This window comes from Hymenobacter qilianensis, assembly GCF_014638675.1.
GTDB lineage: Bacteria > Bacteroidota > Bacteroidia > Cytophagales > Hymenobacteraceae > Hymenobacter > Hymenobacter qilianensis.
On the sequence record NZ_BMFN01000002.1, the window covers coordinates 427,736 to 452,744 of the forward strand.

Annotated in this window: 16 protein-coding genes and 1 riboswitch; of the genes, 12 read left to right on the plus strand and 4 right to left on the minus strand. The window is 54.5% G+C overall.

What is annotated here, in order from left to right:
• Nucleotides 1-99: 99 nt before the first annotated feature.
• Complete coding sequence (locus IEW06_RS09710; RefSeq protein WP_187732368.1) at nt 100-4,248, plus strand: T9SS type A sorting domain-containing protein; 4,149 nt, start codon at nt 100-102, stop codon at nt 4,246-4,248.
• Nucleotides 4,249-4,474: 226 nt separating this feature from the next.
• Nucleotides 4,475-4,951, plus strand: coding sequence for a nucleoside deaminase (locus IEW06_RS09715; RefSeq protein WP_188548186.1), 477 nt, complete (start codon nt 4,475-4,477; stop codon nt 4,949-4,951).
• A 58-nt stretch (nt 4,952-5,009) separates the two neighbouring features.
• On the opposite strand, the gene ffh is transcribed toward IEW06_RS09715, so the two are convergent.
• Complete coding sequence (gene ffh / locus IEW06_RS09720; RefSeq protein ID WP_187732370.1) at nt 5,010-6,359, minus strand: signal recognition particle protein; 1,350 nt, start codon at nt 6,357-6,359, stop codon at nt 5,010-5,012.
• A gap of 165 nt (nt 6,360-6,524) precedes the next feature.
• On the opposite strand from ffh, the gene IEW06_RS09725 reads away from it, so the two are divergent.
• Nucleotides 6,525-7,832 carry a glycosyltransferase family 4 protein gene (locus tag IEW06_RS09725; RefSeq protein WP_229743087.1) on the plus strand — a complete coding sequence of 436 codons (1,308 nt, stop codon included), beginning with the start codon at nt 6,525-6,527 and terminating at the stop codon, nt 7,830-7,832.
• A gap of 5 nt (nt 7,833-7,837) precedes the next feature.
• Here the strand turns inward: IEW06_RS09725 and IEW06_RS09730 are convergent, their stop codons facing one another.
• Complete coding sequence (locus IEW06_RS09730; protein WP_229743088.1) at nt 7,838-9,688, minus strand: hypothetical protein; 1,851 nt, start codon at nt 9,686-9,688, stop codon at nt 7,838-7,840.
• 208 nt (nt 9,689-9,896) lie between these two features.
• On the opposite strand from IEW06_RS09730, the gene pseB reads away from it, so the two are divergent.
• From pseB to IEW06_RS09775, 9 genes are all read left to right on the plus strand, one after another.
• The gene (pseB, locus tag IEW06_RS09735; protein WP_187732373.1) at nt 9,897-10,916 is read left to right on the plus strand and encodes a UDP-N-acetylglucosamine 4,6-dehydratase (inverting); all 1,020 of its coding nucleotides are present in this window, start codon (nt 9,897-9,899) and stop codon (nt 10,914-10,916) included.
• A gap of 146 nt (nt 10,917-11,062) precedes the next feature.
• Nucleotides 11,063-12,244, plus strand: a complete 1,182-nt coding sequence (pseC, locus tag IEW06_RS09740) for a UDP-4-amino-4,6-dideoxy-N-acetyl-beta-L-altrosamine transaminase (protein ID WP_187732374.1) — start codon at nt 11,063-11,065, stop codon at nt 12,242-12,244.
• A 61-nt stretch (nt 12,245-12,305) separates the two neighbouring features.
• A complete protein-coding gene (locus IEW06_RS09745; protein ID WP_187732375.1) occupies nt 12,306-13,043 on the plus strand; it encodes a cytidylyltransferase domain-containing protein in 738 nt (245 codons plus the stop codon).
• Between the two features lie 3 nt (nt 13,044-13,046).
• Complete coding sequence (gene pseG, locus IEW06_RS09750; protein WP_188548188.1) at nt 13,047-14,540, plus strand: UDP-2,4-diacetamido-2,4,6-trideoxy-beta-L-altropyranose hydrolase; 1,494 nt, start codon at nt 13,047-13,049, stop codon at nt 14,538-14,540.
• 108 nt (nt 14,541-14,648) lie between these two features.
• On the plus strand, nt 14,649-15,683 hold the full coding sequence (gene pseI, locus IEW06_RS09755) for a pseudaminic acid synthase (protein ID WP_187732379.1): 1,035 nt from the start codon (nt 14,649-14,651) through the stop codon (nt 15,681-15,683).
• A 7-nt stretch (nt 15,684-15,690) separates the two neighbouring features.
• Nucleotides 15,691-16,974: a hypothetical protein gene (locus IEW06_RS09760; RefSeq protein WP_229743089.1), complete on the plus strand. Its 1,284-nt coding sequence runs from the start codon at nt 15,691-15,693 to the stop codon at nt 16,972-16,974.
• Between the two features lie 110 nt (nt 16,975-17,084).
• Nucleotides 17,085-19,049, plus strand: coding sequence for a LamG-like jellyroll fold domain-containing protein (locus IEW06_RS09765; protein WP_187732380.1), 1,965 nt, complete (start codon nt 17,085-17,087; stop codon nt 19,047-19,049).
• 49 nt (nt 19,050-19,098) lie between these two features.
• A complete protein-coding gene (locus tag IEW06_RS09770; protein WP_188548189.1) occupies nt 19,099-20,505 on the plus strand; it encodes a DUF7033 domain-containing protein in 1,407 nt (468 codons plus the stop codon).
• Between the two features lie 31 nt (nt 20,506-20,536).
• Nucleotides 20,537-22,015 carry a lipopolysaccharide biosynthesis protein gene (locus IEW06_RS09775; RefSeq protein WP_187732382.1) on the plus strand — a complete coding sequence of 493 codons (1,479 nt, stop codon included), beginning with the start codon at nt 20,537-20,539 and terminating at the stop codon, nt 22,013-22,015.
• A gap of 2 nt (nt 22,016-22,017) precedes the next feature.
• On the opposite strand, the gene IEW06_RS09780 is transcribed toward IEW06_RS09775, so the two are convergent.
• Nucleotides 22,018-22,875 (minus strand): CPBP family intramembrane glutamic endopeptidase, encoded by an 858-nt coding sequence (locus IEW06_RS09780; RefSeq protein ID WP_187732383.1) that lies wholly within the window; start codon nt 22,873-22,875, stop codon nt 22,018-22,020.
• 174 nt (nt 22,876-23,049) lie between these two features.
• A complete protein-coding gene (locus tag IEW06_RS09785; RefSeq protein WP_187732384.1) occupies nt 23,050-24,510 on the minus strand; it encodes an amino acid permease in 1,461 nt (486 codons plus the stop codon).
• Between the two features lie 348 nt (nt 24,511-24,858).
• Nucleotides 24,859-24,969: riboswitch (SAM riboswitch) on the minus strand.
• Between the last annotated feature and the right edge of the window lie 40 nt (nt 24,970-25,009).

Sequence of the window (25,009 nt, forward strand, 5' to 3'; positions counted from 1 at the left end):
CAAATATCCATCATTTTTCTAACAAAGTGCAATTTTAGGGCACTTTCCGGAGCTTTCTTTGCTCTGGTTTAAAATCAATTCCACTATTATTTATTTTTCATGAAAACAATTCTTACCCCCTTCTCCAGACGGTCGGATACTGTTAGAAAGCTCTTGCGAATAGCAGGTGCATCGTTATTCTTATTAGCATTTGGAGAGCGAGCGCAGGCACAGTTCCCGCGAGTCGAGTCATTTAAGAATGGTACCGCCGCTGGTTTCGACCTGTTTGGAACCGCTCGGCTTACAGGTACTGGCACCACCGGCACTGGTTATCTACGGCTTACCGATGCAATCAATAATCAAGCTGGAACAGCTATTGACCAAAGCGCATTTCCAGCTCCCCAAGGATTCAGCATTTCTTTTGAGTTCTTTTCCTACGGCAAAACCTCTACGAGCGGCGCTGACGGCTTCAGCGTTTACTTGATCGATGGTGCCACTAGCGTCTTCCGAATTGGTGCTGATGGCGGCTCCCTCGGTTACGCACAGCGTATTAGAGACGCTAACACGCCTACCATTATAACCCCCGGCGTATCGAATGGCTACGTGGGCATCGGCATTGATGAGTATGGCAACTTTTCTAATGCCAGCGAAGGTCGCTCGGGTGGCTTAGTTACTAATGGTCTTACTCCAAGTGCTATTACCATCCGTGGTAGAGGTAATGGAACCGCCGCAACCGAGTACCCATATCTTGCCAGCAGCGGCCAGTTACCTTTTAACTTGGACGTAACAACAGCACGTGCACAGGAAACAAGCGGAGACTATCGGCGCGCTTTCATCGATTTTATCCCCTTTATTAATAACAACGGCTCCACAGCCTACCGCATTACGGTTCGCATTCAGAACGGAAATACGGTAACCACAGCTTTAAGCAATATTGAGCTTCCGCCTCCACCGCCTACCCTGCGTATTGGTTTTTCAGGCTCTACTGGTGGCTCAAACAACGTGCACGAGATTCGTAATCTGGCGATTGTGCGCCCAACAGTCGCCAACAATGATCGGTTTGGCACGCGCTACGGAACGGCGGCATCGTTTGACGTAACCGCCAATGATGAGGCTCCTGGCAGCAGCCTGGATCGGGCCACGGTGGATTTAAATCCTTCTACTGCTGCTATCGAGCAGACGTTGACTGTTCCGGGCAAAGGCACTTTCACTGTAAATGCACAAGGAGTTGTCACGTTTAGCGCCCTCAGTACGTTTGCAGGCGTCGTTACTACTCCTTATACTATCCGCGATATTCTTAATACGCTTTCTAACCAAGCTACTATTACAGTAGACGTAAGCGGAGCCGATTTAGCGAGCAGCGTGAGCGGACCAGCTACTGCTAATCCAGGCGCGCGGGTAACCTACACTGTAGCTACAAGCAATTTAGGTTTAGAAACCGCCCTCAACGTAGTGCCAACCTTGCGTCTGCCTACTACAGTCAACAATATCAGTTTGCCCGCAGGTGCTACTATTGCTACTGTCGGTGGCGAGCAGGTTATTACGTTTGCTACTGTAGCCAGCTTACTTGCCAATGATCCAGCTATTATCAATGCCGTAACTTTTACTACCCCAGGCACGGCAGGCTCGTTCACAGGCACAGCAAGCTTCACTTCCGGCGTACCTGACCCTACCTCAAGCAACAACGTAGCTACTATAACTACTACCGTTAGTGGCATTGCAAATGTGGCTACAGCTTGTGCTACTCCTGGTAAGGATGGTGTTGGTGCACTTACTGCTATTTCAGTACCTAATACTTATTTCCCTGTAGCTATCCCGACTATCGTTGCGGCTAATCAAGCCAGCATTACCCTTGGTGCAGCAGCAGGAACAACTCCTATCCGTAGCGGTGACCTAATACTGATTATGCAGATGCAGGGAGCCACCATGACTACCGATAACTCGGCTTCTTATGGTACAATTACCAATGATGCTGCCTACACAGCCGGCAAGTATGAATATGCCATTGCCACGAATGATGTGCCCCTAACTGGCGGTATTCTGACTCTGGCGAAAGGAGTAGCCAACCAATATGAGAGCAATGCAACGGGTACCAGCACTACATCACAGCGTCGCTTTCAGGTTATCCGCGTTCCACAGTATTCTTCTGTTACAATTACAGGCACTTTAAGCGGCCCAGCCTGGAACGGTACAACTGGCGGTGTACTTGTGCTGGACGTAGCAGGCCAAACGCGTTTCACAACCAATGCCTCTATTAATATGACAGCCAAAGGATTCCGTGGCGGCGGTGGCGTGAGCTATACTGGGCAAGCTGCAAATAGAGATGCTTATGTGACTGCTGCTGCTTTGGCGCACGGCTCAAAAGGGGAAGGCACTGCCGGGTCACCCCTTAATATCTTCAATGGCACAACCGTTATTACCAATACTATAAATGGTAGCGGTATTGATGGTTACTTCGGTGGCAGTAACGGAGCCGGCGCACCTGGAAATGCCGGTGGTGGAGCCACTGACTATGGTGTTACAACTGGTAAAGAAAAGGGCGAGGATATCGTCAATGCTAATAACTCTGGCAATGCTGGTGGCGCTGGTGGGGGCAACGGAGCAAATGGTGGTCTTGGTGGCTACGGTTTTGGATCAAGTAACGGTAGCAGGGGGTTAAGAGCAGAGAATGGCGCATCCACGTTAGATGCCTCTATTTCTCGCCTTGTATTAGGCGGCGGTGGTGGCGCAGGTTCTACCAATGATGCAAATGCTACTGCTAGCAGCGGCGGTGTTGGCGGTGGTATTATTATGCTGCAAACTGGTTCTATCAGCGGAACAGGCTCATTGGTATCGAACGGTGGTAATGCACCAACAGCTAATGGTAACACTTCTGGTGGCGGCGGTGGCGGCGCTGGTGGTACCATACTTCTCCGCTCAACACCTCCTGCTACGGTAGCCAATGGATTGAACGGAATTACTGTACAGGTAAATGGTGGTAATGGCGGTGATGCCAATAATGGAGGAGCAGAGTACGGTCCTGGCGGCGGCGGCGGCGGCGGCTTAGCCTATTCAAACGGCACTCTAGCTACGGGCGGCTTTTCTGGAACGGCCGGAGCATCTGGCACTACCAATGGCGGCAATTTTGGTGCAACTGCTGGCACAGGCGTTTCTACAGCTGACATCATTACTACCGCTCCTACTAACAACATTGCCGGGGCTGGCTCTTGCTTACCGACGCTTACTGCTGCATTGTCTACTACTACTCCCAACGTTACACGTAGTGGCGACGCAGTAAATCCTGCTACTTATGCACTTGTTATATCAAATACGGGTGGAGCGGCAACAAGCGTAAGTGTAGAAACAGCATTAACAGTTGACCTCTTCAAGTATGATAACACGGTGGCTCCCACTGTGACACTGACGCCTGCTAATGGCAGCCCTTCACCATATACTAGCTATACTGCTCCAGCCAGCAGCACAAGCACGCCAACGTTCGGTGATATAACTATCCCGGCTGGTGCTACGCTCAGAATATCCTTCCGGGCTACTATTGCCAGCACTGCTGTCAATAACACTGTTTATCAGGCTTCTGCAACTGTTCGCTTCCTCGATCCTACCCGCCTCACGGCTACGAGTACTGTGTCACCGAATGCCACCTTCGCCGGAGGAGGGATAGTACCAGGCAGCAACTATGCTGCTGCTTCCAGCACGGCCGAAGACGTGACGATTGTGCGTCCGTTGCCAGTAGAGCTGAAGGAGTTCAAGGCTATCGCCGCACGTCAGGATGCTCAACTGAGTTGGGCCACGGCTACGGAGCTGAACAATGACCGCTTCGTAGTAGAGCGCTCACTCGATGGTTTGACGTTCAGCGCCATTGGCACCGTTCGCGGCAAAGGAACCAGCACACAGCCGTCTAAATACAGCTTCACGGATGCTGGAGCGGCTCGTTTGGGTACGTTGATTTACTACCGCCTGAAGCAGCTGGATTTTGATGGCACAGCAACGTTCAGCCCGGTGCGGACGGTGAAGTTCGTTGGCGCTATGAAAGTTGACGTGTCGGTGTACCCCAACCCAACTCAGGGCAATGCCACGCTTGACTTAACTGGCTTACCGGCTGGCAGCTACCAGGTGCAACTGCTGGATCTGACGGGCCGCAGCCTGCAAATCCTGACGCTGACTGGTCAGCAGGAACACCCATTGCAGGTGCAGGCGCTGCCTCATGGCTCCTACATTGTGCGAGTACGCGGAGCAGCCGTGAATGTGGCTCTGCCTTTAGTTCGCAACTAAATCGGGGCTATAGCCCGTGTTTCCTAAAAAAGCCCCCTGAATAATCAGGGGGCTTTTTTATTGCCTTTACTTTATATAGTTTCTTTACTAGCAGTCAACAGGTTATATGGAAGTAAATGACTGATGATTCTGACTTTATTCTTCCATAAGCCCAGACACTGTAACTTCATTGCTGGGGGGCTTTTTCTCCCCGCCAAAGTCAGTTTTCTCCTTTCCCTCTTATACTATGGAAGCTCCCCGCGAAGAATTTATGCGCGAAGCCATTCGCTTATCGGTTGAAAAAATGCAGGCTGGTTACGGCGGCCCGTTTGGGGCTGTAGTCGTGAAAGACGGCCAGATTATCGCGCGCGGCTTCAACCAGGTCACCAGCACCAACGACCCCACCTGCCACGCCGAGGTGGACGCCATTCGCAAGGCTTGTATAGCTCTGGGCAGCTTCCAGCTTCAGGATTGTGACCTGTACACGAGCTGCGAGCCCTGCCCCATGTGCCTGGGAGCCATTTATTGGGCCCGCCCGCGCCGCGTATTCTATGGCAACACCAAGCAGGATGCCGCCGCTATTGGCTTCGACGACCAGTTTATTTACGACGAGATAGAGAAGCCGCTGAATGAGCGACAAATCCCGATGCAAGCATTCCTGGGGGCTGAAGCCAAAGAAGGCTTTACAGCTTGGAAAGAGCACGAAGCACGAACGGAATACTAAAGCATGAAAAAGCCCCCCAGAAAGTTTCTGGGGGGCTTTTTTGTGAAGTTCAGGCAGCTTATTTCATGCCGCCGCGCATGCCCATCATTTTGGCCATTTGCTGCATACCACCTTTCGTGCTACTCATCTTGTTCATTGTGCGCATGACTTTGCGCATGTCCTCGAATTGCTTCATCAGGTTATTAACCTGCTGAATATCAGTGCCACTGCCTTTGGCCAAGCGACGGCGACGCGAGCCGTTCAATAGCTCGGGTTGGGCGCGCTCTTTAGGAGTCATGCTTTTGATAATGGACTCAATAGGCTTAAAAGCATCATCGTCAATATCAACGTCTTTGATAGCCTTGCTCATGCCCGGAATCATCCCCACCAAGTCCTTCAGGTTGCCCATCTTCTTGATCTGCTCCAGCTGGGAGAGGAAGTCGTCGAAGTTGAACTGATTCTTGCGGATTTTCTGGTTGATGCGCTTGGCTTCGTCCTCATCGAACTGCTGCTGGGCGCGCTCTACCAGCGAAATTACGTCGCCCATACCCAGGATGCGCTGGGCCATGCGGTCGGGATAAAACATGTCGAGCGCCTCCATCTTCTCCCCTGTCGAGATGAATTTGATGGGCTTCTCCACCACGGCCCGAATGGAAAGTGCGGCGCCACCGCGCGAGTCGCCGTCGAGCTTGGTAAGCACCACGCCATCGAAGTTGAGGCGGTCGTTGAAGGTTTTGGCTGTGTTCACCGCGTCCTGACCCGTCATGGAGTCGACCACGAACAGCGTTTCGGACGGGTTGATGGCCTTCTTAACTTGCTCAATTTCGCGCATCATCTGCTCGTCCACGGCCAGGCGGCCGGCGGTGTCGATGATGACTACCTTCTTGTTGTTTTTCTTAGCGTAAGCAATGCCGTTCAGTGAAATCTCAACTGGATTCTTGTTCTCCGGCTCCGAGTACACTTCCACGCCCACTTGCTCGCCCAGCACTTTCAGCTGGTCGATAGCCGCTGGGCGGTACACGTCGCAGGCTACGAGCAGGACGGTGCGGTTTTGCTTTTTTATGAACGTGGCCAGCTTGCCGGCGAAGGTGGTTTTGCCCGAACCCTGCAAGCCCGACAGCAAGATCACGGCCGGGTCGCCCTTGAGCACCACATCTTCTTTTTCGCCGCCCATGAGCAGCGTTAGCTCATCGTAGACGATTTTGGTCATGAGTTGGCCCGGCGAAACCGACGTCAGCACGTCGCGGCCCATGGCCTCGTCCTTTATTTTGTCGGTGACTTCCTTGGCCACCTTGTAGTTCACGTCGGCATCAACCAGTGCCCGGCGAATTTCCTTGATGGTCGCGGCGACGTTGATTTCGGTGATGCTACCCTGACCTTTCAGGGTTTTGAAGGCCCGATCGAGCTTGGTAGAGAGATTATCGAACATCTTGTGATGTAGTGAGTAGGATGGTGCTAGTGTAGCGAACTTGCTGACAAAGAAACGTCAGGCAGCTCAGTGGCAGGCAGCGGCAAGTTCGCTTCCCCAAAATTAACCCAAAAAACCCTGAAAGCCCACGGCTACGTACCTTCGCGTTCTCAAACCTGCTTTAAAATGCCCCTCAAGCCCCTGCGTCTGCTGGTTATTACCTATTACTGGCCCCCATCCGGCGGGGCGGGCGTGCAGCGCAGCTTGAAATTTGTGAAGCACCTGCCAAGCTTTTGTGTGGAACCCACGGTTATTACCGTCGATGCGTCGCAGGGAGCTTACCCGGTAATTGATGAGTCGTTGGCGGCGGAAGTGCCGGCCAGTGTGCGCGTGTTTCGTACGAATACCAGCGAGCCGTTCGATTCCTATAAAAAGCTCACCGGCCGCAAACAGATTCCGCACGGCGGCTTCGCCAACGAAAGCAAAAGCAGCTTCCAGCAGCAGGTTTTCAAGTTTTTGCGCGGCAACCTGTTCATTCCTGATCCGCGGCGGGGCTGGAACAAACACGTATTGCAGCAGTGCGCCGAGCTACTGGCCCAAGGCCACACTTTCGATGCCGTGCTGACCAGCAGCCCGCCCCATTCCACCCAGCTCATTGGCTTGGAGCTGAAAAAACGCTACGGTCTGCGCTGGATAGCCGACATGCGCGACCCCTGGACGGACATTTATTACTACAAAGAGCTAAACCACACCCCGCCCGCCCGCTGGCTCGACGCCTGGTACGAGCGCCAGGTGCTGGAGCAAGCCGACGAGGTGCTGGTAACCAGCCCCGACACCAAGCGTCTGTTTTTGGGTAAGTCGCCGCGCCTGGCGGCCAGCAAATTTCACGTGCTGCCCAACGGCTACGATGAAAGTGACTTCCGGGAGCCCAGCGCCCCCCCCACTGATTGTCTGCTGATTACCCACACCGGCACCATCTCCGAGACGTATCATATCGAGCTGTTTCTGGCGGCTTGCGCCACCTGCACCACGCGCCACCCGGATGTGCCACTCAAGCTGCGCTTCGTGGGCACCGTGTCGGCTGGCGTGCAGGAGCAGATTCGGGAAGTTGGATTAGGCAAGCACACCGAGTTTGTGCCTTTTGTGCCCCACGATGAGTCGGTGGGCTACTTGCTGCGGTCTACAGCGCTGCTCATGGCCATCCCGGACGTAGCGCACAACTTCGGCATTCTGCCAGGCAAAGTATTTGAGTATCTGGCCTCTAACAAGCCTATCATCTGCATTGGCCCCGTCGGTTCCGATGCTGATAATCTGCTGGAAGAGTGCGGGGCCGGCCGCGCCCTCCCCTACGATACCTACAGCGGCATGCTCGACCATCTGGACAGCTTGTTTGCCGCCTGGCGCATCAATTCCAACCTCGATCTGCCGGCCATCAATCATGCACAATACTCCCGGCGGGCCCTGACGCAGAAGTTGGCTAAGCTGATAAAATAGGCTTTCTACTTCTGGATCTTTTCCCAGGCATTGCGCAGCTTACTTGGCAGTCGGCTAGCTACTTGCGCCCGCAAATCAGTCCAGGCAGAGCGGGGCAGCTGGCGACCCTGCCAAGCGCCAAGCGCTTCGGCCAGGCGCTGGGCAAGCGTGCGATAATGAGCGCGCTGGTAGTGGCGCAGATTATTGGTAACGTCGGCGGGCGTACGCACAAAGTCGCGCACATCAATAAGGAAGCAGTTATCGGCAGTAGCGACAAACTCCGCCAGGGCCTGATTCATTTGGGCGTGGCGCTGGGCGGCGCCGGTTTCGGCGCTGCCGGGCACTTCTATTTCGGCGCCATTGAGGAAGAAAATGGGAATTGTGGCCGGCAGTTGACTCCGCAGCCAACGCAGGTTTTCCTGGAAATCTGCGGACGAAATTTGCCCCCCAAACGCAAACTCCGCCCCGAATCGACGCAGAAACGCTTCGTCCATTCCGCGGAAACGGCGCTGGGCGTACTTGCCAGCCTGCACCGCAGGATCTGCGGCTATAATATTGTGGTAGCCCCCAAAGGGGATAGCGATGCCCGTGGTTTTCTCGCGATACAACTCCTGGGTGTAGTCCATGAGCGGGCTGTAAACCAGGGCATGAAACTCCGCCGACCACAGGCTGGTGGCAAAGGCTTCTTCGCCCAGGAATGGCAGCGCGCGCGCTAGCCGCTGCTGCTCGCCGGGGGGCAATTCGCGGCCCAAGCGTAGCAACGCCGTGTGCTCCACGTGCACCGGAATCTGGTGCTCGTTTACGTAGTTAAACTCCTCGTTTACTTCGATAGCGAAGGCCTGCAAGAAGGGAGTCAATTGGCCCAAATCGCAGCCACCTTTCAGCAATACGCGCAGCTGGGGGGCATTTTTATCCTGAGTTTGCCCCCCACTATTTTTCGCGAGCTGGGGCGTCGCCGCTTCAGAATCAATGGTTATCCATTCGGGCTTCTCACGAGCGTTCAACTCGGTAGCTACTTCGCCTTGCACCTCCAAAGCCGGGAAGCCCAGCCAGGCATACGTGAACTGCTCAACTCCCAGATGCAGGATGCGGCAGGAAAATACGAGCTGCTCTAGCCTGTTTTCCGGCTTGTTCAGGCAGTACACGCCTACCAAACCATAGTCGCCAAACCGGTCGCGCACCCGCACAGTGCCCCAGCGCAACGCTGCATCCGTGAAGCTGGCCTCCAACGCCTCTTTCGCCACGCGTTTCTTGGTGAAATTGAGCTGGTTGGAGCGATTAATCAACTCCTCGATACGGCCCAGATCAGCTTGCACGGCCGCTCCTTCCCGAAACTCAATACGCACCTGCGAATCGCGCAGAAACGCCAGGTTGTCCTGGTAAGCAGACCGGGCCTGCTGCTGGCGTTCGAGCAGCTTGTATTGCTCCAGGCGCGTCAGGCCGGGGTCGGGTTTGCCGCTGAGCAGCAGCTGGGGAGCAATTTGGGGCAGATCGGTGGGGTCGGCTACCTGCAATTCGGGGTTATAAAACTGTGCTTCGGCCCGATTGATCGGATTATCGTCCAGAAACAGAGCGTTAGGTGCCCGCAGCTGCATTTGAGCCAGCAAATCCTTGATAATCGGACCTTTGGGCTGCCAGCTTATTCGCGGAAAAACAAACAAGTCACGAATGCCCAGCTCTACCAGCTTGGCTTCGGCGGCGGCAAAATCGTTTTTGGAAACGATGGTATGCACAATGCCGCGGAGTGCCGTAGCGCGCACCAATTCCAGGTGGTCGGCAATAGCCTCCACGGCTCCTTCCGAGAGCGTACCGCGCCAGAAAGTATCATCCAGATCCCAGATAATGAGCTTGATAGGTTCGGGGAGGTGGGCTGGCATAGCAGGAGTAGCGCGAACTTTCAATCCGCGTATCGTTGAACAATCATCCTTGTAGTAGCGCGTCAGTCAGCAATGATACCCGAGCTGAAAGTCGGCTCGGGCCGTCCTTTGGGTCGCGCTACAGCAAAAGTACGCAACCCCGGCGCGGATTGCCTACTTTTGCCCCCCAGCGTCTTTTTCCGGATGGCTGGCCTCTCTTTGTCTTTCTATGGCACTCGATTTAAACAACAAATCTATCCTGGTTACCGGTGGTACGGGCTCTTTCGGCAAGCAGTTCGTGCGCACGGTGTTTGAAAAATTTCCGCAGGTGAAACGCCTGGTGATCTACTCGCGCGACGAGCTGAAGCAGTACGAAATGTCGCAGATATTTCCGCACGCCAAGTACCCGGCTATTCGCTATTTTATTGGCGATGTACGTGATGCAGAGCGCCTTAAGCGGGCCTGCGAGGGTATTGATATGCTGGTGCATGCCGCCGCCCTCAAGCAAGTGCCGGCTGCCGAGTACAACCCGATGGAGTGTATCAAAACCAACATCTTCGGGGCCGAAAACGTCATTAATGCCGCTCTCGACTGCGGCGTAAAGGAAGTGGTGGCCCTCAGCACCGATAAAGCCGCCGCGCCCATTAACCTTTACGGCGCCACCAAGCTCTGCTCTGATAAGCTGTTTGTGGCCGCCAACAACATGAAAGGCGCGCGCGATTTGCGCTTTTCCGTTGTGCGCTACGGCAACGTAATCGGCTCCAGGGGCTCGGTAGTGCCGTTTTTCCTGCAACAACGCGAGACCGGTGTGCTGCCCATCACGCACCCCGACATGACGCGCTTCAACATTTCGCTGGAAGAAGGCGTCGATCTGGTGCTGTATGCGCTGGAACACGCCTGGGGTGGCGAAATTTTTGTCCCCAAAATTCCCAGCTACAAAATCACGGAGGTTGCCGAAGCCATCGGCCCCAATTGCAAGCACGAGGTAGTCGGCATCCGCCCTGGCGAGAAGCTGCACGAAGCGATGATAACCGAAACCGACGCGCTGAGCACAGTTGAGCTAGATCGGTACTACGTCATTCTGCCTTATACGCCGCAGTGGGATGTGGAAGAATTTATTCGTCATTTCAAAGGTAGCCGCGTGCCCGACGGCTTCTATTATGATTCGGCTAATAATGACCATTGGCTGAACGCGGAGCAGATTCGGGAGGAAATTCGCCTGCACGTAGATCCAACATTTAAGGCATAGCCAGCTCAACCATTTGTTATATAAAAATGTCGCTCTGCAATTAAGAGCGGCATTTTTTGTTTCAGGCTACCAGCTTTGCCAACCACACAACCTGCACAGATCCGGGTGCCACATCAAGCGCCGGGGCTGTGTATATTTACCAGACTATGACTAACGCCTCCGTTACCTTTCAGCCCTCACGTGCTATTCCCTATGGCCGCCAGCATATTACGGAAGACGATATACAAGCCGTAACCGATACGCTTCGGTCCGATTTTCTGACACAGGGACCGAAGGTGGCAGAGTTTGAAGAGAAATTTGCGGCCTATATCGGGGCCAAATATGCGGTGGCGGTAAGCAATGGCACGGCGGCTTTGCACCTGTGTACGCTGGCTTTGGGCGTGCAGCCCGGTCAGCGCGTCATTACCACGCCTATCACGTTTGCCGCCTCCGCCAACTGCGTGCTTTATGGCGGCGGCGAGGTTCACTTTGCCGATATCGACCCCGCCACCGCGCTCATCGACTTACAGCAAGTGCGGCGGTTGCTGGAAAGTCACCCTAGGGGGCATTTTCACGGCCTTATTCCCGTCGATTTTGCGGGCCTGCCCGTGAATATGGAGGCAGCGCGAGCGTTGGCTGATGAGTTTGGGCTGTGGCTGATTGAGGACGCCTGCCACGCGCCGGGGGGCTTTTTTCTGGATTCGGCAGGCAACGAGCAGCGCTGCGGCAACGGGAACTTTGCCGATTTAGCCATTTTCAGCTTTCATCCCGTCAAGCACATTGCCACTGGCGAGGGCGGCATGATTACGACTAACCGCCCGGATCTTTACGAGAAGCTGCTCATGCTGCGGACCCACGGCATCACCAAAAATCCGGCGCAGCTTCAGCAAAACCCCGGCGGCTGGTATTACGAGATGCAAACCCTGGGCTATAATTACCGGATGCCGGACATGCTCACGGCGCTGGGAATCAGCCAGCTCCAACGAGCTGATGCAGGTATTGCTCGTCGTCGCGCACTAGCCGCCCGCTACGATGCCGCCTTTGCCGGAATGCCTCCTATACGCTCATTGGCCACGGAATCGGGTCATGCTTATCATCTCTACGTAATTCAGATTGAGGATCGTAAAGGCTTGTATGACTTCCTGCGCGAGCGGCAGATTTTTGCGCAGGTACACTACATTCCGGTCCACACGATGCCTTATTATCAGCAGTTGGGTTGGAAAAACGGGGATTTCCCACATGCTGAGGCGTACTACGCCCACTGTCTGAGTTTGCCAATGTTCCCGGATCTGACAGATGAGGAGCAGCAGTATGTAATTGACTGTGTGCGGGAGTTTATTGTTAAGTAACAAAAGCAATAGCAAAGCCGGGCATTTGAGTGCCTGACAATTCGTAGTAAGCTGATAATTAATGCTTTCGGACTCTCCTAAAATCGGCATTATATCTCAGGCTCGTATGACGAGTACGCGCCTGCCGGGTAAGGTGCTATTGCCAGTTGCTGGCCAGCCGCTGTTGCATTATCATGTAGCACGATTACGTGAGAGTGGGCTGCCGATCTACCTGGCAATCACCAATAACTCTACCGACGATGCGCTGGCTGAATTTGCTGTGCATGCCCAGTTGCCTTGTACCCGCGGCGATGAGCAGGATGTGTTGGGACGTTATTACCAATGTGCAGAGGAAAATCAACTGGACATTATCGTGCGCGTTACCTCTGATTGCCCCCTACTGGATGGGCAACTCATAGCACAAGGCGTACAGGAATATCTGCGTCACCAAGACTCGCGTCTTTACCTTTCCAATGTATTGGAGCGCACCTTTCCACGAGGATTCGATTTTGAGATTTTTTCCCGCGAGCTATTAAGCGAGGCCTACCATCAGGCGGTATTACCCAGCGACCGGGAGCATGTGACGCCTTCTATCCACCAGAACCGCTTGGGCAACGTTCATTTTCAGCATGTTACTCGCTCCCCCAACCGTAGCCAGTACCGTCTGACTGTTGATACTGCCGACGACTTCAGGCTTTTAAAACTCCTCATTGAGAATCACAATGCTGCTGCGTTGACTTCCGATGAAATTATTGCTCTGCTGGATCAGCACCCGGAGTTAGTGGCGCTGAACGCTCATATTGAACAAAAGACAGCTTAACCCATGACCACCGACCCCAGCCTGCCCCGCCTCGTGCTCCGCGCCGATGGAAATCCGCGCATTGGGCTGGGCCATGTGATGCGTCTATTGGCTTTGGCTGATATCCTGCGCGATGAGTTTGGGTGCGTATTCGTTATTCAGGAGCCTGATGCTGTGCTTCTTATTCAGCTCCAGAAATCGTGTTTGGAGGTTGTAGAAATGCCCCCCCAGCCTGCGGGTGGTGAGCCAGCCTGGTTGGCCCAGCACGTGTTGCGCCCTAGTGACATTCTGGTGCTTGATGGCTACGGCTTTGAGTTCAGTTATCAGCAAGCCGTGCGCGCTCATGTAGCCAAGTTGGTTTGCCTGGATGATTTGCACGCCTTTCCCTTCGCCGCCGACTTGGTGCTGAACCCTGCGGGGGGCATTTCTGAGGCTGATTATGACTTACGTCAGCCCGGTGCCCGGCTGCTGAGCGGCCCGGCCTACGCGCCGCTGCGGGCCGCTTTCCGCTCCCCTGCTCCCGCTCCCCATACAGCTGCTTCGCCCTCGTCCGTACTGGTTTGCCTGGGCGGGGCCGACCCTACGCATCAGACCCAACGCGTGGCTGCCTCCCTGCTCACGCTGCCCGTCGTTGAGCAAGTGCAGATAGTAGTAGGCAGTGCGTATACCGGGTGGGAATCGTTGAGCCAATGGGCCGAACACGAAGCGAAAGTTACGCTGCATCGAAATTTGCCCCCCAGCCACTTAGCGGAGCTTATGGAAAGCTGTGGGGCGGCGGTGTGCTCGCCCAGCACCATCAGCTACGAGTATTGCGCGGCGGGGGGCGGCTTGCTTTTCCTGTTGCCTACTGCTGCAAATCAGCATGATCTGCACGAATTTTTGCGGGCGGCAGGCATGGCTTTGCTGTATCCCAGCGCTGCTAATGTGCTGACTTCGCCGGAGGTGCTGCGCATCGCAGAGCAGCTACGAACGGTTCAGAACCATTATTTCGACGGCCACGCTCCTGCACGTTTACAGCAGGCTTTCCGTGTCTTACGCCTGCCAGATGCACCTTTCCGCTTGCGATTGGTCACTGCTGCCGATTCTGCTCAGCTCCTGGCCTGGACGAATGAGCCAACCGTACGGCAGGCTTCCTTCAATCCTCAGCCCGTACCCGCCGAGTTTCATGAGCGGTGGTTAAACGCCCGTCTTGCTGACCCTTATGCCTTGATGCTTTTGGCCGAAGAGGAGACCACCGGCGCGCCTGTTGGGCTCATTCGCTTCAGCATTTCGCACGACGAGGCTACGTTGAGCTACCTGCTTGACCCAGCGTATCGGGGGCGCGGCTGGGCGGCGTTGCTATTGGCCTTGGGTACCACGCATTTGGTGCAAACATTTCCTCATCTGCGCCGGATAGTTGGGCATGTCCAACTTCGTAATCAGGCTTCACTACGAGCGTTTGAGCGGGCGGGCTACGCTTTGCTGCCCGTTCCTTTATCAGGCGAGCCCGATTCGGTTACTTTTGCGTGGTGGCTGTAGCTTTATCGTCTGGCGTGGTGCCACGACTCTTTTCGTTATAGTGCCACCGCGCCTGATTGCAAAACAGCTTGTCTTAGCTACCGACTCCTCGCTTCTAACTCCTTAAAGATGCATATCGGCTCCCGCCCTATCGGCCCCGACCAACCGCCTTTCATTATTGCTGAACTTAGCGGCAACCATAATCAGTCGCTGGAGCGGGCTTTGGCCATTATTGATGCGGTAGCGGCCGCAGGCGCTCACGCCATCAAGCTCCAAACCTATACCGCAGACACTATGACGCTCCCCGGCGCTTACCGTATCGACGATCCTGACTCGTTGTGGTACGGTCGGGAGTTGCACGAGCTGTATCAGGAAGCCTACACGCCCTGGGAGTGGCATGAGCCATTGTTTGAGCGCGCCAAATCGCATGGGATGCTGGCCTTCAGCTCGCCCTTCGATGAAACGGCGGTCGATTTTCTGGAAACGCTCGATGTGCCTGCTTATAAAATTGCCTCCTTCGAAAACACCGACTGGCCCCTGCTGCGGCGGGTAGCCGCCACCGGCAAACCCGTGATTATGAGCACCGGAGCCAGCACCCTAGCCGAGGTTGCCGAGGCCGTGGAAGTACTGCGCGAGGCTGGCTGCCAGCAGCTAATTCTCTTAAAATGCACTAGCACTTATCCCGCCACACCCCAAAACACCAACCTACGCACTATCCCGCATCTGGCCCAGCTTTTTCCTGATTGTCCGGTGGGTCTCTCCGATCATACCATGGGTGTGGGCGCGGCCGTGGCCGCCGTCGCGCTAGGCGCCTGCGTCATCGAAAAGCATGTAACCCTTCGTCGCTCCGATGGCGGCGTCGATTCGGCTTTTTCTCTTGAGCCTGAGGAGGTAGCCGCTTTGGTCACCGAAACAGAACGGGCCTGGCAGGCACTGGGGCATATTCAATACGGTGTGCAGCGGGCTGAGGAAAAAAGCCGCCTGTACAAACGCTCCTTATATGTTGCCCAGGATATTCGGGCAGGCGATGTATTTACCAAAGAAAACCTGCGCGTAGTGCGCCCCGGCGACGGCCTGCCGCCCCGCTACTTTGCGCCCTTGCTCGGTAAGCCTGCCCGTCAGGATTTGCGCGCGGGCACGCCACTCACCTGGGAAGCCCTGTAGTTTCGTCATGCCCTATTTGGCTCAGCTCGTTGCCCGCACCCGCGACATTCTGCAACTGCGCTTCAGCGATTTATTTGTGCAGCTTCCACCCCAGATGCTGGGGGGCATTTCGCCGCACAATCCACTGAAGCGACTTGCTAAAGTACTGGGGTACATGGCCCTGCGGCTGGTGGGCAACTGCTTTCGGCCCATCCATAACCCGGAGCCACTGCGGGGGGCAATTTGGCTGTATGTTGTAAGCCAGAATAACTACGAAGCGCTCGACTTTATCCGATCTGGGCTCCCCAACAGTGTATTTGTAGCTGGCCAAAGCAAACAGATCGGACGTTACAACGGGAGCGTAAACCGCCTTTCGCTCCGCCGCAAGCTTCTGTACTACTGGCAGTTTCCGCTGGTGCTGGCTGGGCTATGGCGTACCGAAGGAAGCCGGGCAGTGCGCTTTTTCGACCTGATTTTCAACGCCATTGGCTACTACGAAGTGTACGGGCGGGCACTGCGCCATTACAAGCCCAGAGCCATCATTTTTGCTAACGACCACAATGACGACGCTCGCGCCCTCCTGCTCGCCGCCCGCGCCTGCGGAGTCCCGACTGCCTACGTGCAGCACGCCAGCGTAAGCACTTACTTCCCGCCCCTGGGCTTCGACTTGAGCCTGCTGGAGGGTCAGGATGCGCTGGATAAATACCAGCAGTGCGGGCCCATCCGGGGCCGCGTGGAGTTGGTGGGGATGCCCAAGGCCGACGCCTACCTCAGCCAGCGTAATGCCGCGCCGGCCGTACGGCGCGTAGGTATTGCCGTCAATTTGCTAGACGATACAGAAGCCATCCGGGCCGCTGTAGCGTATTTGGTCAGGGAGTTTCCTACCCTCACTTTCACTTTTCGCGCCCATCCTGGCGATACCCGCGATTTTGGTTTTTTGCGCGAGCATACCCAACTCTTGTTTTCCAATGCGCGCCAGCAGAACATATTTGAGTTTCTACACCAGCAAGACGCTCTAGTAGCCGCCGATACCTCTACGCACCTGGAGGCTATACTACTCAATCTGGCGAGTCTGTACTACCGCTTTGGTACTCATACTATTGCCGATGATTACTATGGCTACGTGGCTCATGGCTTGGTAGAAAGAGCCTCTTCCCTACCCGAATTGGCTACGTTGCTACGGGGCTATAAGGAGTACAAACCTGCTAACCTATACCAGCGGGCAGCTTACTATAATTCAACTTTAGGAACAAGCAAAGAAGGACAGAGTAAAAAACTGGTTTTAAACAAATTGGCTTCTTGGATAAATTAAGGTTATTTCGTGGTTGATACATCTAACATCAATTTCGAATGAATAAATTTTTACTTCTTTTAAAATCTAGAAATAATATTAGATTATTCACTCTGCTCCTATTTCTTCTTATGTGTTGCTATTCAGCAGCGGCTCAGAGCCTTCCGGGTGCGGGCAATGCACTCCGTTTCAACGGTAGCTCCACATACATTAATGCAGGCGTAGATAATCGGGGAGTTACAAGCCGGATTACAGTTGAAGCCTGGATAAAAACCCGCTCGGAAGCCATTCAATTTGCGGCGACTAAATATTCAAACTCCAACTTTGAAGACCGTGGTTTTCAGCTAGGAACCTCCGCCGGGTTTGCCATATTTAATGGCCGAGCCGGTAAGGGTCAGTATTACGGGTCGGGCTCTTCGCGGACGTATGTCGCCGATGGGCGGTGGCATCATATTGCCGGAGTATGCGATGATAATGTGTGGAAAATTTATGTGGATGGCACATTGGAAAGCACTACTACCTTTCCTTATACCAACGGCAACCTGGCAAGCACCTACGCGCTTTCGCTGGGCAGTTATTTTGTATTAAATAACTGGTATTTCGATGGTGACATTGATGAAATCCGGGTGTGGCGCGCGGCTCTGACGCAGGACCAGATACGGACTAACATGTGCCGTAAGATTTCGCCGGTGCCAGCTGAGCTAGTGGCCTACTATTCATTCGATCAGACTTCTGGATTAACAGCCATCGACAAAGGCAGTGTACCCACTAATGGCACGCTTAGCAATTTCAGCACTAGCAGCCCTTGGCAACCATCCGGGGCCGCCATTGGTGATGTTAGTGTCTTTGCTTATGGTAGCGACCTTCGTGCTACGCGCCTGAACCTTGCTGCAGCCAACGGAGACTCTGGTATAGTACGCAATATCAGCACTCAAACGGATGGAGTACAGCTGTATGCTGTCAACCAGGCATCATCTATGGTAATACCTTTTAGTGGCACTACTTCACCAGTATACTTTGGAGTGTTTAGTCGGGGCAGTACGGGCACTTACGATTTTAGGCTTCGCCCCGCAGGTGGCCTGCTATGCACCAGCCTTTATGAACGGCCGGCTAGCGATGGCGCGTGGACCAATACGGTTGCTACCTCGACTTCATCATCCCTGCTTCTAACCCAACAGCGCTACCGTGCTGAATACACCCAAGTGGGGGCTGATCTTAGAGCACTGCCGGTTACTGTTTTAGGTGACACTATTTTGTGTGCTGGAGGTAGTGTTCAGTTAACTGCGAGCATATCAGGTGGCGCAAACTCATTTCGGTGGAACACGGGGGCCGTAGCGCAAACTATTACGGTAACTCAGCCCGGCATCTACTCTATGACGGCCACTTTCCCTTCAGGCTGCACAATCACACGTAGTCGTCAGGTTGTACAGGCAGATTTGCGCATCACGGGTGAAACAATTTTGTGTGAAGGTGCTAGTAGCACGCTTCGAGCCGTTTCCACACCGGCGGGGGCTACATTCCGCTGGAACAACGGCGCTACAACTTCGGACCTTTCTGTAACGCAACCGGGTACTTACTCTGTCACGACGACATTCAGCAACGGCTGCACCAGTACCCGCCAAGTTGTAGTTAGTCTGTCTAAAGCGGTGCCCGCATTTGCTTTGGGTCCTGATACTACCGTGTGCGAGGGCACCCCTTTGCTGTTGCGGGCCCCAGTGGGCAATGCTTATACCTACTTATGGTCCGATGGCTCGACGGGTAGCTCGCTCCTTGCCCGGCAAGGCGGCACCTACACCGTAACTGTGCGGAGCGGCTGTAACACCCAGACAGCCAGCCGCACGCTAACAGCCCAACTATGTGTACCCAATATCATCACCCCTAATAAAGACGGTCGCAACGACGCTTTTGTAGTAGCATCTTACAACGTGGGTGAATGGTCGTTGGCGATTTACAACCGTTGGGGAAAAGAGGTCTATCAAACGGAGCGCTACCTTAATGACTGGGGCGCCAGCGCCGCACCGGGCGTTTATTACTACATGCTGCGCCGGGGCACCACCAATAGTGCTATAAAAGGCTGGCTGGAAGTGGTTCGCTAGGAAAACAGCGATTAGCAGGCATGGGCCCGAACAACGTATTTTCGTGCTGATGCCTGCCTCTCCTACTGCCATTTTGCCCCCCATAGTCAGCCAGCCGGTGCCGGAAGCAGCACGCCTGGCCTATGTGCTACGTCATTTCAGGCAAGCATATGCGGCGGTGCCAGAGCTGACTATTGGCTATGCGAATCAACCGCAGCTTGTAATTGCCGACCACACGGATGGCTTTTTCCAGCGGCACCACCCGTTTCCACCCGCCCCAAACTGGCGGGAGTGGCAGGGTGAGCGTATTCCTTTCTTTTTTGATAACAATCCGGAGAGGGACCTGCTGGAGTTTTTGCCCGGCAATCGGGCTATCATTCATGCCGATATAATCTCGGCGGCCTTTTATCTGCTCAGTGGCTGGCAGGAGTACTTTTCGGAAGAACGCGACCAGCACGGGCGATTTCCTTACGCGGCCAGCGTACAGCATCAATACGGCTTTGTGGCGATACCTGTAGTGAACTACTACTTCGATGTATTGCGGGCGGCGGTGGAGCACATTGCTGGCCAAAAGCTGCTTCCGCGCGGCTGGGGGGCAAATCAGGCAGCATTCGCCACGTTTATTACTCATGATATCGACAATTGCCAGAGTGCTTGGAAAGGCGAAGGCAAAGCGGCGCTCCGCAAAGGCCAAATGGGTTTATTTGGGCGCTTGGTGGGGCGCCGGCTGCAAGGCCACGACGCCTGGAATAATTTGGAACAAGTGCAGGCCGAAACGGAGCGCTGGGGGGCAAAATCCACGTTCTTTTTTCTTGGTAATCCAGAACGCGCCGCCAACGGCACCCCAAACGCCGACTACGACCTGGCCAAGCCACGCTTCCAGAAACGTATTCAATGCTTAGCCCAAAACGGTGCGGAAATAGCTGTGCATGGTAGTCTCGGAACGGCTCAAAATGCCCCCCAGCTCCAACAGGAGAAGCTAAAGTTGCCGATTCTTGCTATGGGCAACCGTTTTCACTACTTGAGCTGGGAGCCGCGCCAAACGCCAGCGGTGGTGAATGAAGTCGGTTTTGCGTATGATTCCACGCTGGGCTTCGCGGAGCATTTTGGCTTTCGCAATTCGTACTGTTTGCCATTTTATCCCTTTGATTTTGAGCATGGCAAAGCGTTTGAGTTTCTGGAGATTCCGCTCCATGTGATGGACGCCACCTTGCATCACCCCAACTATCTGCAACTTGCTCCGCACGAAATTCTGCCGGCTCTCACGCCTATGTTTCAGGAAGTTGAACGGTTTGGGGGCGTGTGCACCGTGCTTTGGCACAACGAGAATTTTGCCCCCCAGAACCAAATAAACGGCCTACGGCAGTTCCGGGAGCTATTGCAGTACCTTCGCAGCCGCAATACAGCTTTTGTCAACGGCGCGGATATTCTAGCTCACCTGACATCTTCTGCAGTGCCAGCAGCATGCTGCAAATAATTACAAATCAACTAATTAGCAACTAGTACACTTGGGCATCGTTCAGCGGCAGGGGCTGCGCAACACCATTATTGCCTACATCGGGTTAGGCCTCGGCTTCGTGAATACCGTGCTGGTGCTGCCCAACCTGCTGGCCGCCGATCAGATTGGCCTGACGCGTGTACTAGTGTCGGTGGCAACCATTTATGCCCAGTTGGCGGCCTTCGGATTTGCCAGTACCGGCATCCGGTTTTTCCCTTATTTCCGCGATAAAGCCACTGGCCATCAAGGGTTTCTGCCGATGCTTCTGGGGGTTCCTCTCCTAGGGTTTGCCGTCGTGACTATTGTGTATGTGCTCGGTCGGCCGTTTCTGTTGGCCCAGTACGAGCGTGATGCAGCGCTGCTCAATCCGTATTACTTCTGGGGGGCAATTCTGGCGCTGTTTACCCTGTTCTACTCCTTGCAGGATGCTTATCTGAAGGCGCTGTATCAAACGGCTTTTTCATCCTTTGTACAGGATATCCTGCTGCGCGTGCTCACGGTGGTAGCGGCCCTTTTGTTCTCGCTAGGGTATCTGACTTTCCATCAATTTGTGCTGGCGTTTATTGGTAGCTATGGCTTTGCTACGCTGCTGTTGGCGCTGTATGTAATGTATTTGGGCGAGTGGCACTTGCGCCCGTCGCGTGCGGCGCTGGGCGTAGTGCCGGTGAAGGAAGTGCTCAGCTTCAGCGGGTTCGTTATTCTGTCCAGTTTGTCGGGCACTATTATCGGCTCCATCGATTCGCTTATGGTAGGCTCCAGTATCAGTCTGGCTGCCACGGGCGTGTACACCACCGCTTTTTTTATCAGTACAGCGCTTACTATTCCGGCTCGTTCGCTCAACAAGATTGCTTTTCCGCTGCTAGCAGAGTACTGGAAAGCGCAGGATATGCTGCGCATGGCCGATTTTTACCGCCGCACCACGCGCCTCAACACAGTGGTTGGGTGTTGGCTGGCGCTGGGAATTGGCTTGAATCTGGACTTTATTTACTCGCTGATGCGGCCTGAATTCGCAGCCGGCACCACCTCCGTTTTGCTGCTGCTGGCGGGTCGGCTTTTCGATAGCATAACGGGCGTAAACGGCCTGATTCTCGTCACCTCGCCCCGCTACCGCTTCGATCTGGTGTTCAACGTGTCGCTGGCCGTGGCCACGGTGCTGCTCAATCTGCTTCTTATTCCGCTGTACGGCCTCACCGGCGCGGCTCTTGCCACCCTGCTGGCCATGACCAGCATTAACGTGGCGCGTACCTGGTTTGTATGGCACGCCTATGGTTTGCAGCCCTTCGATTTCCGGATTCCGCTGATATTAGGCATTGCGGCGGCGGCTGGTGTGGCGGCGTGGCTGATGCCGCCCGTTCACTCGGTGTTCGTCACCATGCTGCTTCGCTCCGCGGTGCTTACGGGCGTGTATGGGGGGCTTTTATTGCTGACTCGGGCCGTACCGGAGGTCAGCAAGTTGTGGCAACAAGTGCGCCGACGGCTACCTATTTAAGGCTAGGCGTTGACTAATGGCTCTGACTCAGTAGCGGCGCTCATGTGAGTAGCGCGCCAGATAAGCCAGGTTCCAGCAGCGAAAATAATGGCGGCGATGACCGTCATCAGAAGTAATGCCGGCCCATCAGGCAACAGGGCGATAGGATCATCTACATGTTGCCACTTCGGATTTTGCGTCGCTACCCATGCTACTGCATTGTTCAGGCAATGCACCACAATGCACGCCGCCAACGACTGCGTGCGGTAGTATAGCCAGCCCAAAAAGAGCCCTAGCAAGAATGCGGACACAGCTTGGGCCGGATTCAGGTGAATAATCCCGAATAATAAACCAGACTGTATTATGGCTTTGCGGGGACTGTAGTTTTTCAGCAGCCCTGGCAGCAGCAAGCCCCGAAAAAGCAACTCTTCCAGAATGGGCGCCGAAACGCAGATAACAAAAAAAGAGAGGCCTGGAAACTCGCTTAGCTTCCGCATCGAATCGCTCATCCAGTTGGGCAGATGCAGAAACGCAACCAACATGCGCAATGCCATCTGAGCGAGCACCAGTAGCGGCAGCAGCAGATATACTATCGGTATTTCCCGGGCCGCCAGCAGCCGCAACGGAAGGCGACGGACCGCCGGAATTTTCCAGATCAGCAAGACGACAATAAGTGCCTTGGCCAAATCACTGGCCACCACGGTCACAATAATGGATTGGGCGTGGGTTGTAAAGCGAAAAAAGGGAATAGACAAGACGCCCAAAACCAGCGCCAGCAGCATAAACCAGCCGAGCGCGCCCCAGCTTTCACTGATGGTTGGGTAAGCAGGAGGTTGGTTAGCAGCAGTTTGGATTTCTGATTCAGGTAATGATTCAATCATCGGATAGCCATAAAAGGATAGATGGCTCAAGCTACCTAAAACAACTGCATGGCTATGCTTCTCTTGTCTGAATGATGACAGAAAATCGGTATTGCTGTCAGAACAAGCCGGTTATTCATGCACAAAAAAGCCCCCCGGATATCTTCTGGGGGGCTTTTTCGAGGATTTTATTTGCTACGCTTTCACCTTGGCTTGCTCCTGCGCCAGCCGTAGCTTGCTGTGCTTCTTGCCATACAGATAGTAAATCACCAGTCCGGCGGCCAACCATACGAAGAGGCGCAGCCACGTATCCCAGGGCAGCGAAAACATCATCAGCAGGCAAGTCAGAATGCCCATGATGGGCACCAGCGGCACCCACGGCGTGCGGAAAGCGCGGGGCGCGTCGGGCTGCTGCTTGCGCATGATAAGCACACCCAGACACACCATCACGAAAGCCAGCAGCGTACCAATACTGGTCATTTCGCCTACTACCTGAATGGGCACCAGGCCCGCAAAAGCGCTAATCAAGGCCGCCAGCAGGACATTTGATTTGTAAGGCGTTTGGAAGCGAGGGTGAATCTCGGAGAAGATTTTGGGCAATAACCCATCGCGCGACATAGAGAAAAACACCCGCGACTGGCCCAGCAAATCTACCAGAATTACGGAGGTGTAGCCAATCAGAATAGCGACGATAATGGCTTGACTCAGCCAAGCATACGGCGTTTTCTCGATGGCAATAGCTACCGGCGCGGCGCTGTTTTTAAACTCCGTATAGTTGGCCAAACCCGTCATAACGTGTCCGAAGAGCACAAATAATACAGTACACACCAGCAGGGAGCCAATGATACCAATGGGCATATCACGCTGGGGCTTTTTTGCTTCCTGCGCCATCGTCGCCACAATATCAAAGCCGATAAAGACGAAGAATATCACGCCGGCTCCGCGCAGAATTCCGCTCAACCCGAACTCGCCAAAGGTGCCCGTATTGGCCGGAATATAAGGCTGATAGTTAGCCGGATCGATATACTGCCAGCCCAGGGCAATGAACACTAGCACCACCGATACCTTCAGGGCCACAATGGTCGCGTTGACCCAAGCCGACCCCTGCGTACCCCGAATCACGATGGCTGTGATGGCCAGCACGATCAGAATGGCGGGCAGATTGACAAACCCGTGCACCACCGAGCCATCGGCCAAAGTAGAGGTCTCGAAGGGCGACATAACGAGCTGAGCGGGAATATGCAGGTCGTATTTGGCCAAAAACCGCGTCAGGTACTGCGACCAGCTAATGGCCACAGCAGCGGCACCTACTGAGTATTCAAGCACTAAATCCCAACCGATAATCCAGGCAAACAGCTCGCCCAGCGTCGCGTAGGAATAGGTATAAGCCGAGCCAGCCACGGGCACCATGGACGCGAACTCCGCATAACACAAGGCCGAGAAAGCGCAGCCAACAGCGGCCACCAAAAACGAGAGCGTAACAGCTGGCCCAGTATGATTGGCAGCCGCAATGCCAGTAAGGGAGAAGAGCCCCGCCCCTATTATAACCCCTACCCCGATGGCGACCAGGTTGAAGGCACTCAGACTGCGCTTAAGGGTGTGTGTGCCGGTTTCGGCCGCCTCTTGCCGCAGCAATTCCAGTGATTTTTTGAGCATAAAAGGTAGCCCGAAGCCGCGCCTCGTGGTAAATAAAAAGAAAGGAGGTAAGAGAAAATAAGCTCGGCCGTAGCAGTCAGACCGAAAGCAAAAGCGGTTTTCACCGATTCAGCAATCAAACTACCAGCTGATCTTCAGTCAAAGCGGTGGCTGAAATCAGAGCAGAAATGCCCCCAGCAGCTACTACTTGCCGCCGCGGGTAGGCAAAGCCAAGAAAAAGAGGAAATTGACGAACGCTCAACAACAGCAACAACCCATATTCGAACAGGCAGCCCAACTTAGCGGTTGGGGCGGCGTGGTGGCGAAGTAAACGGGAGCGGATTGGAAGTGAATGTTCACGGCAAGCTGTTTTTATATAGTCAGTCGATACTTGCGCTGACCTCGGTTGGCACCGTTCCAATTGTGTTGGGGGTTGCCGGCGTTTCGTCGAGCCTTTCTCTCCACGCCTCGGTATAAAAACAATCCTTTGATCAGAAAGAATTGGACTGCAAAGGTAGGC

Coding starts and splice junctions, on each gene's coding strand:
- IEW06_RS09725 (WP_229743087.1), top strand. CDS start 6,525: ATGCCCCTCAAGCCCCTGCGTCTGCTGGTTATTACCTATTACTGGCCC.
- IEW06_RS09710 (WP_187732368.1), top strand. CDS start 100: ATGAAAACAATTCTTACCCCCTTCTCCAGACGGTCGGATACTGTTAGA.
- IEW06_RS09765 (WP_187732380.1), top strand. CDS start 17,085: ATGTGTTGCTATTCAGCAGCGGCTCAGAGCCTTCCGGGTGCGGGCAAT.
- IEW06_RS09780 (WP_187732383.1), bottom strand. CDS start 22,875: ATGATTGAATCATTACCTGAATCAGAAATCCAAACTGCTGCTAACCAA.
- IEW06_RS09745 (WP_187732375.1), top strand. CDS start 12,306: ATGCTTTCGGACTCTCCTAAAATCGGCATTATATCTCAGGCTCGTATG.
- pseG (WP_188548188.1), top strand. CDS start 13,047: ATGACCACCGACCCCAGCCTGCCCCGCCTCGTGCTCCGCGCCGATGGA.
- IEW06_RS09715 (WP_188548186.1), top strand. CDS start 4,475: ATGGAAGCTCCCCGCGAAGAATTTATGCGCGAAGCCATTCGCTTATCG.
- IEW06_RS09760 (WP_229743089.1), top strand. CDS start 15,691: ATGCCCTATTTGGCTCAGCTCGTTGCCCGCACCCGCGACATTCTGCAA.
- pseI (WP_187732379.1), top strand. CDS start 14,649: ATGCATATCGGCTCCCGCCCTATCGGCCCCGACCAACCGCCTTTCATT.
- IEW06_RS09770 (WP_188548189.1), top strand. CDS start 19,099: ATGCCTGCCTCTCCTACTGCCATTTTGCCCCCCATAGTCAGCCAGCCG.
- IEW06_RS09730 (WP_229743088.1), bottom strand. CDS start 9,688: ATGCCAGCCCACCTCCCCGAACCTATCAAGCTCATTATCTGGGATCTG.
- ffh (WP_187732370.1), bottom strand. CDS start 6,359: ATGTTCGATAATCTCTCTACCAAGCTCGATCGGGCCTTCAAAACCCTG.
- pseC (WP_187732374.1), top strand. CDS start 11,063: ATGACTAACGCCTCCGTTACCTTTCAGCCCTCACGTGCTATTCCCTAT.
- IEW06_RS09785 (WP_187732384.1), bottom strand. CDS start 24,510: ATGCTCAAAAAATCACTGGAATTGCTGCGGCAAGAGGCGGCCGAAACC.
- pseB (WP_187732373.1), top strand. CDS start 9,897: ATGGCACTCGATTTAAACAACAAATCTATCCTGGTTACCGGTGGTACG.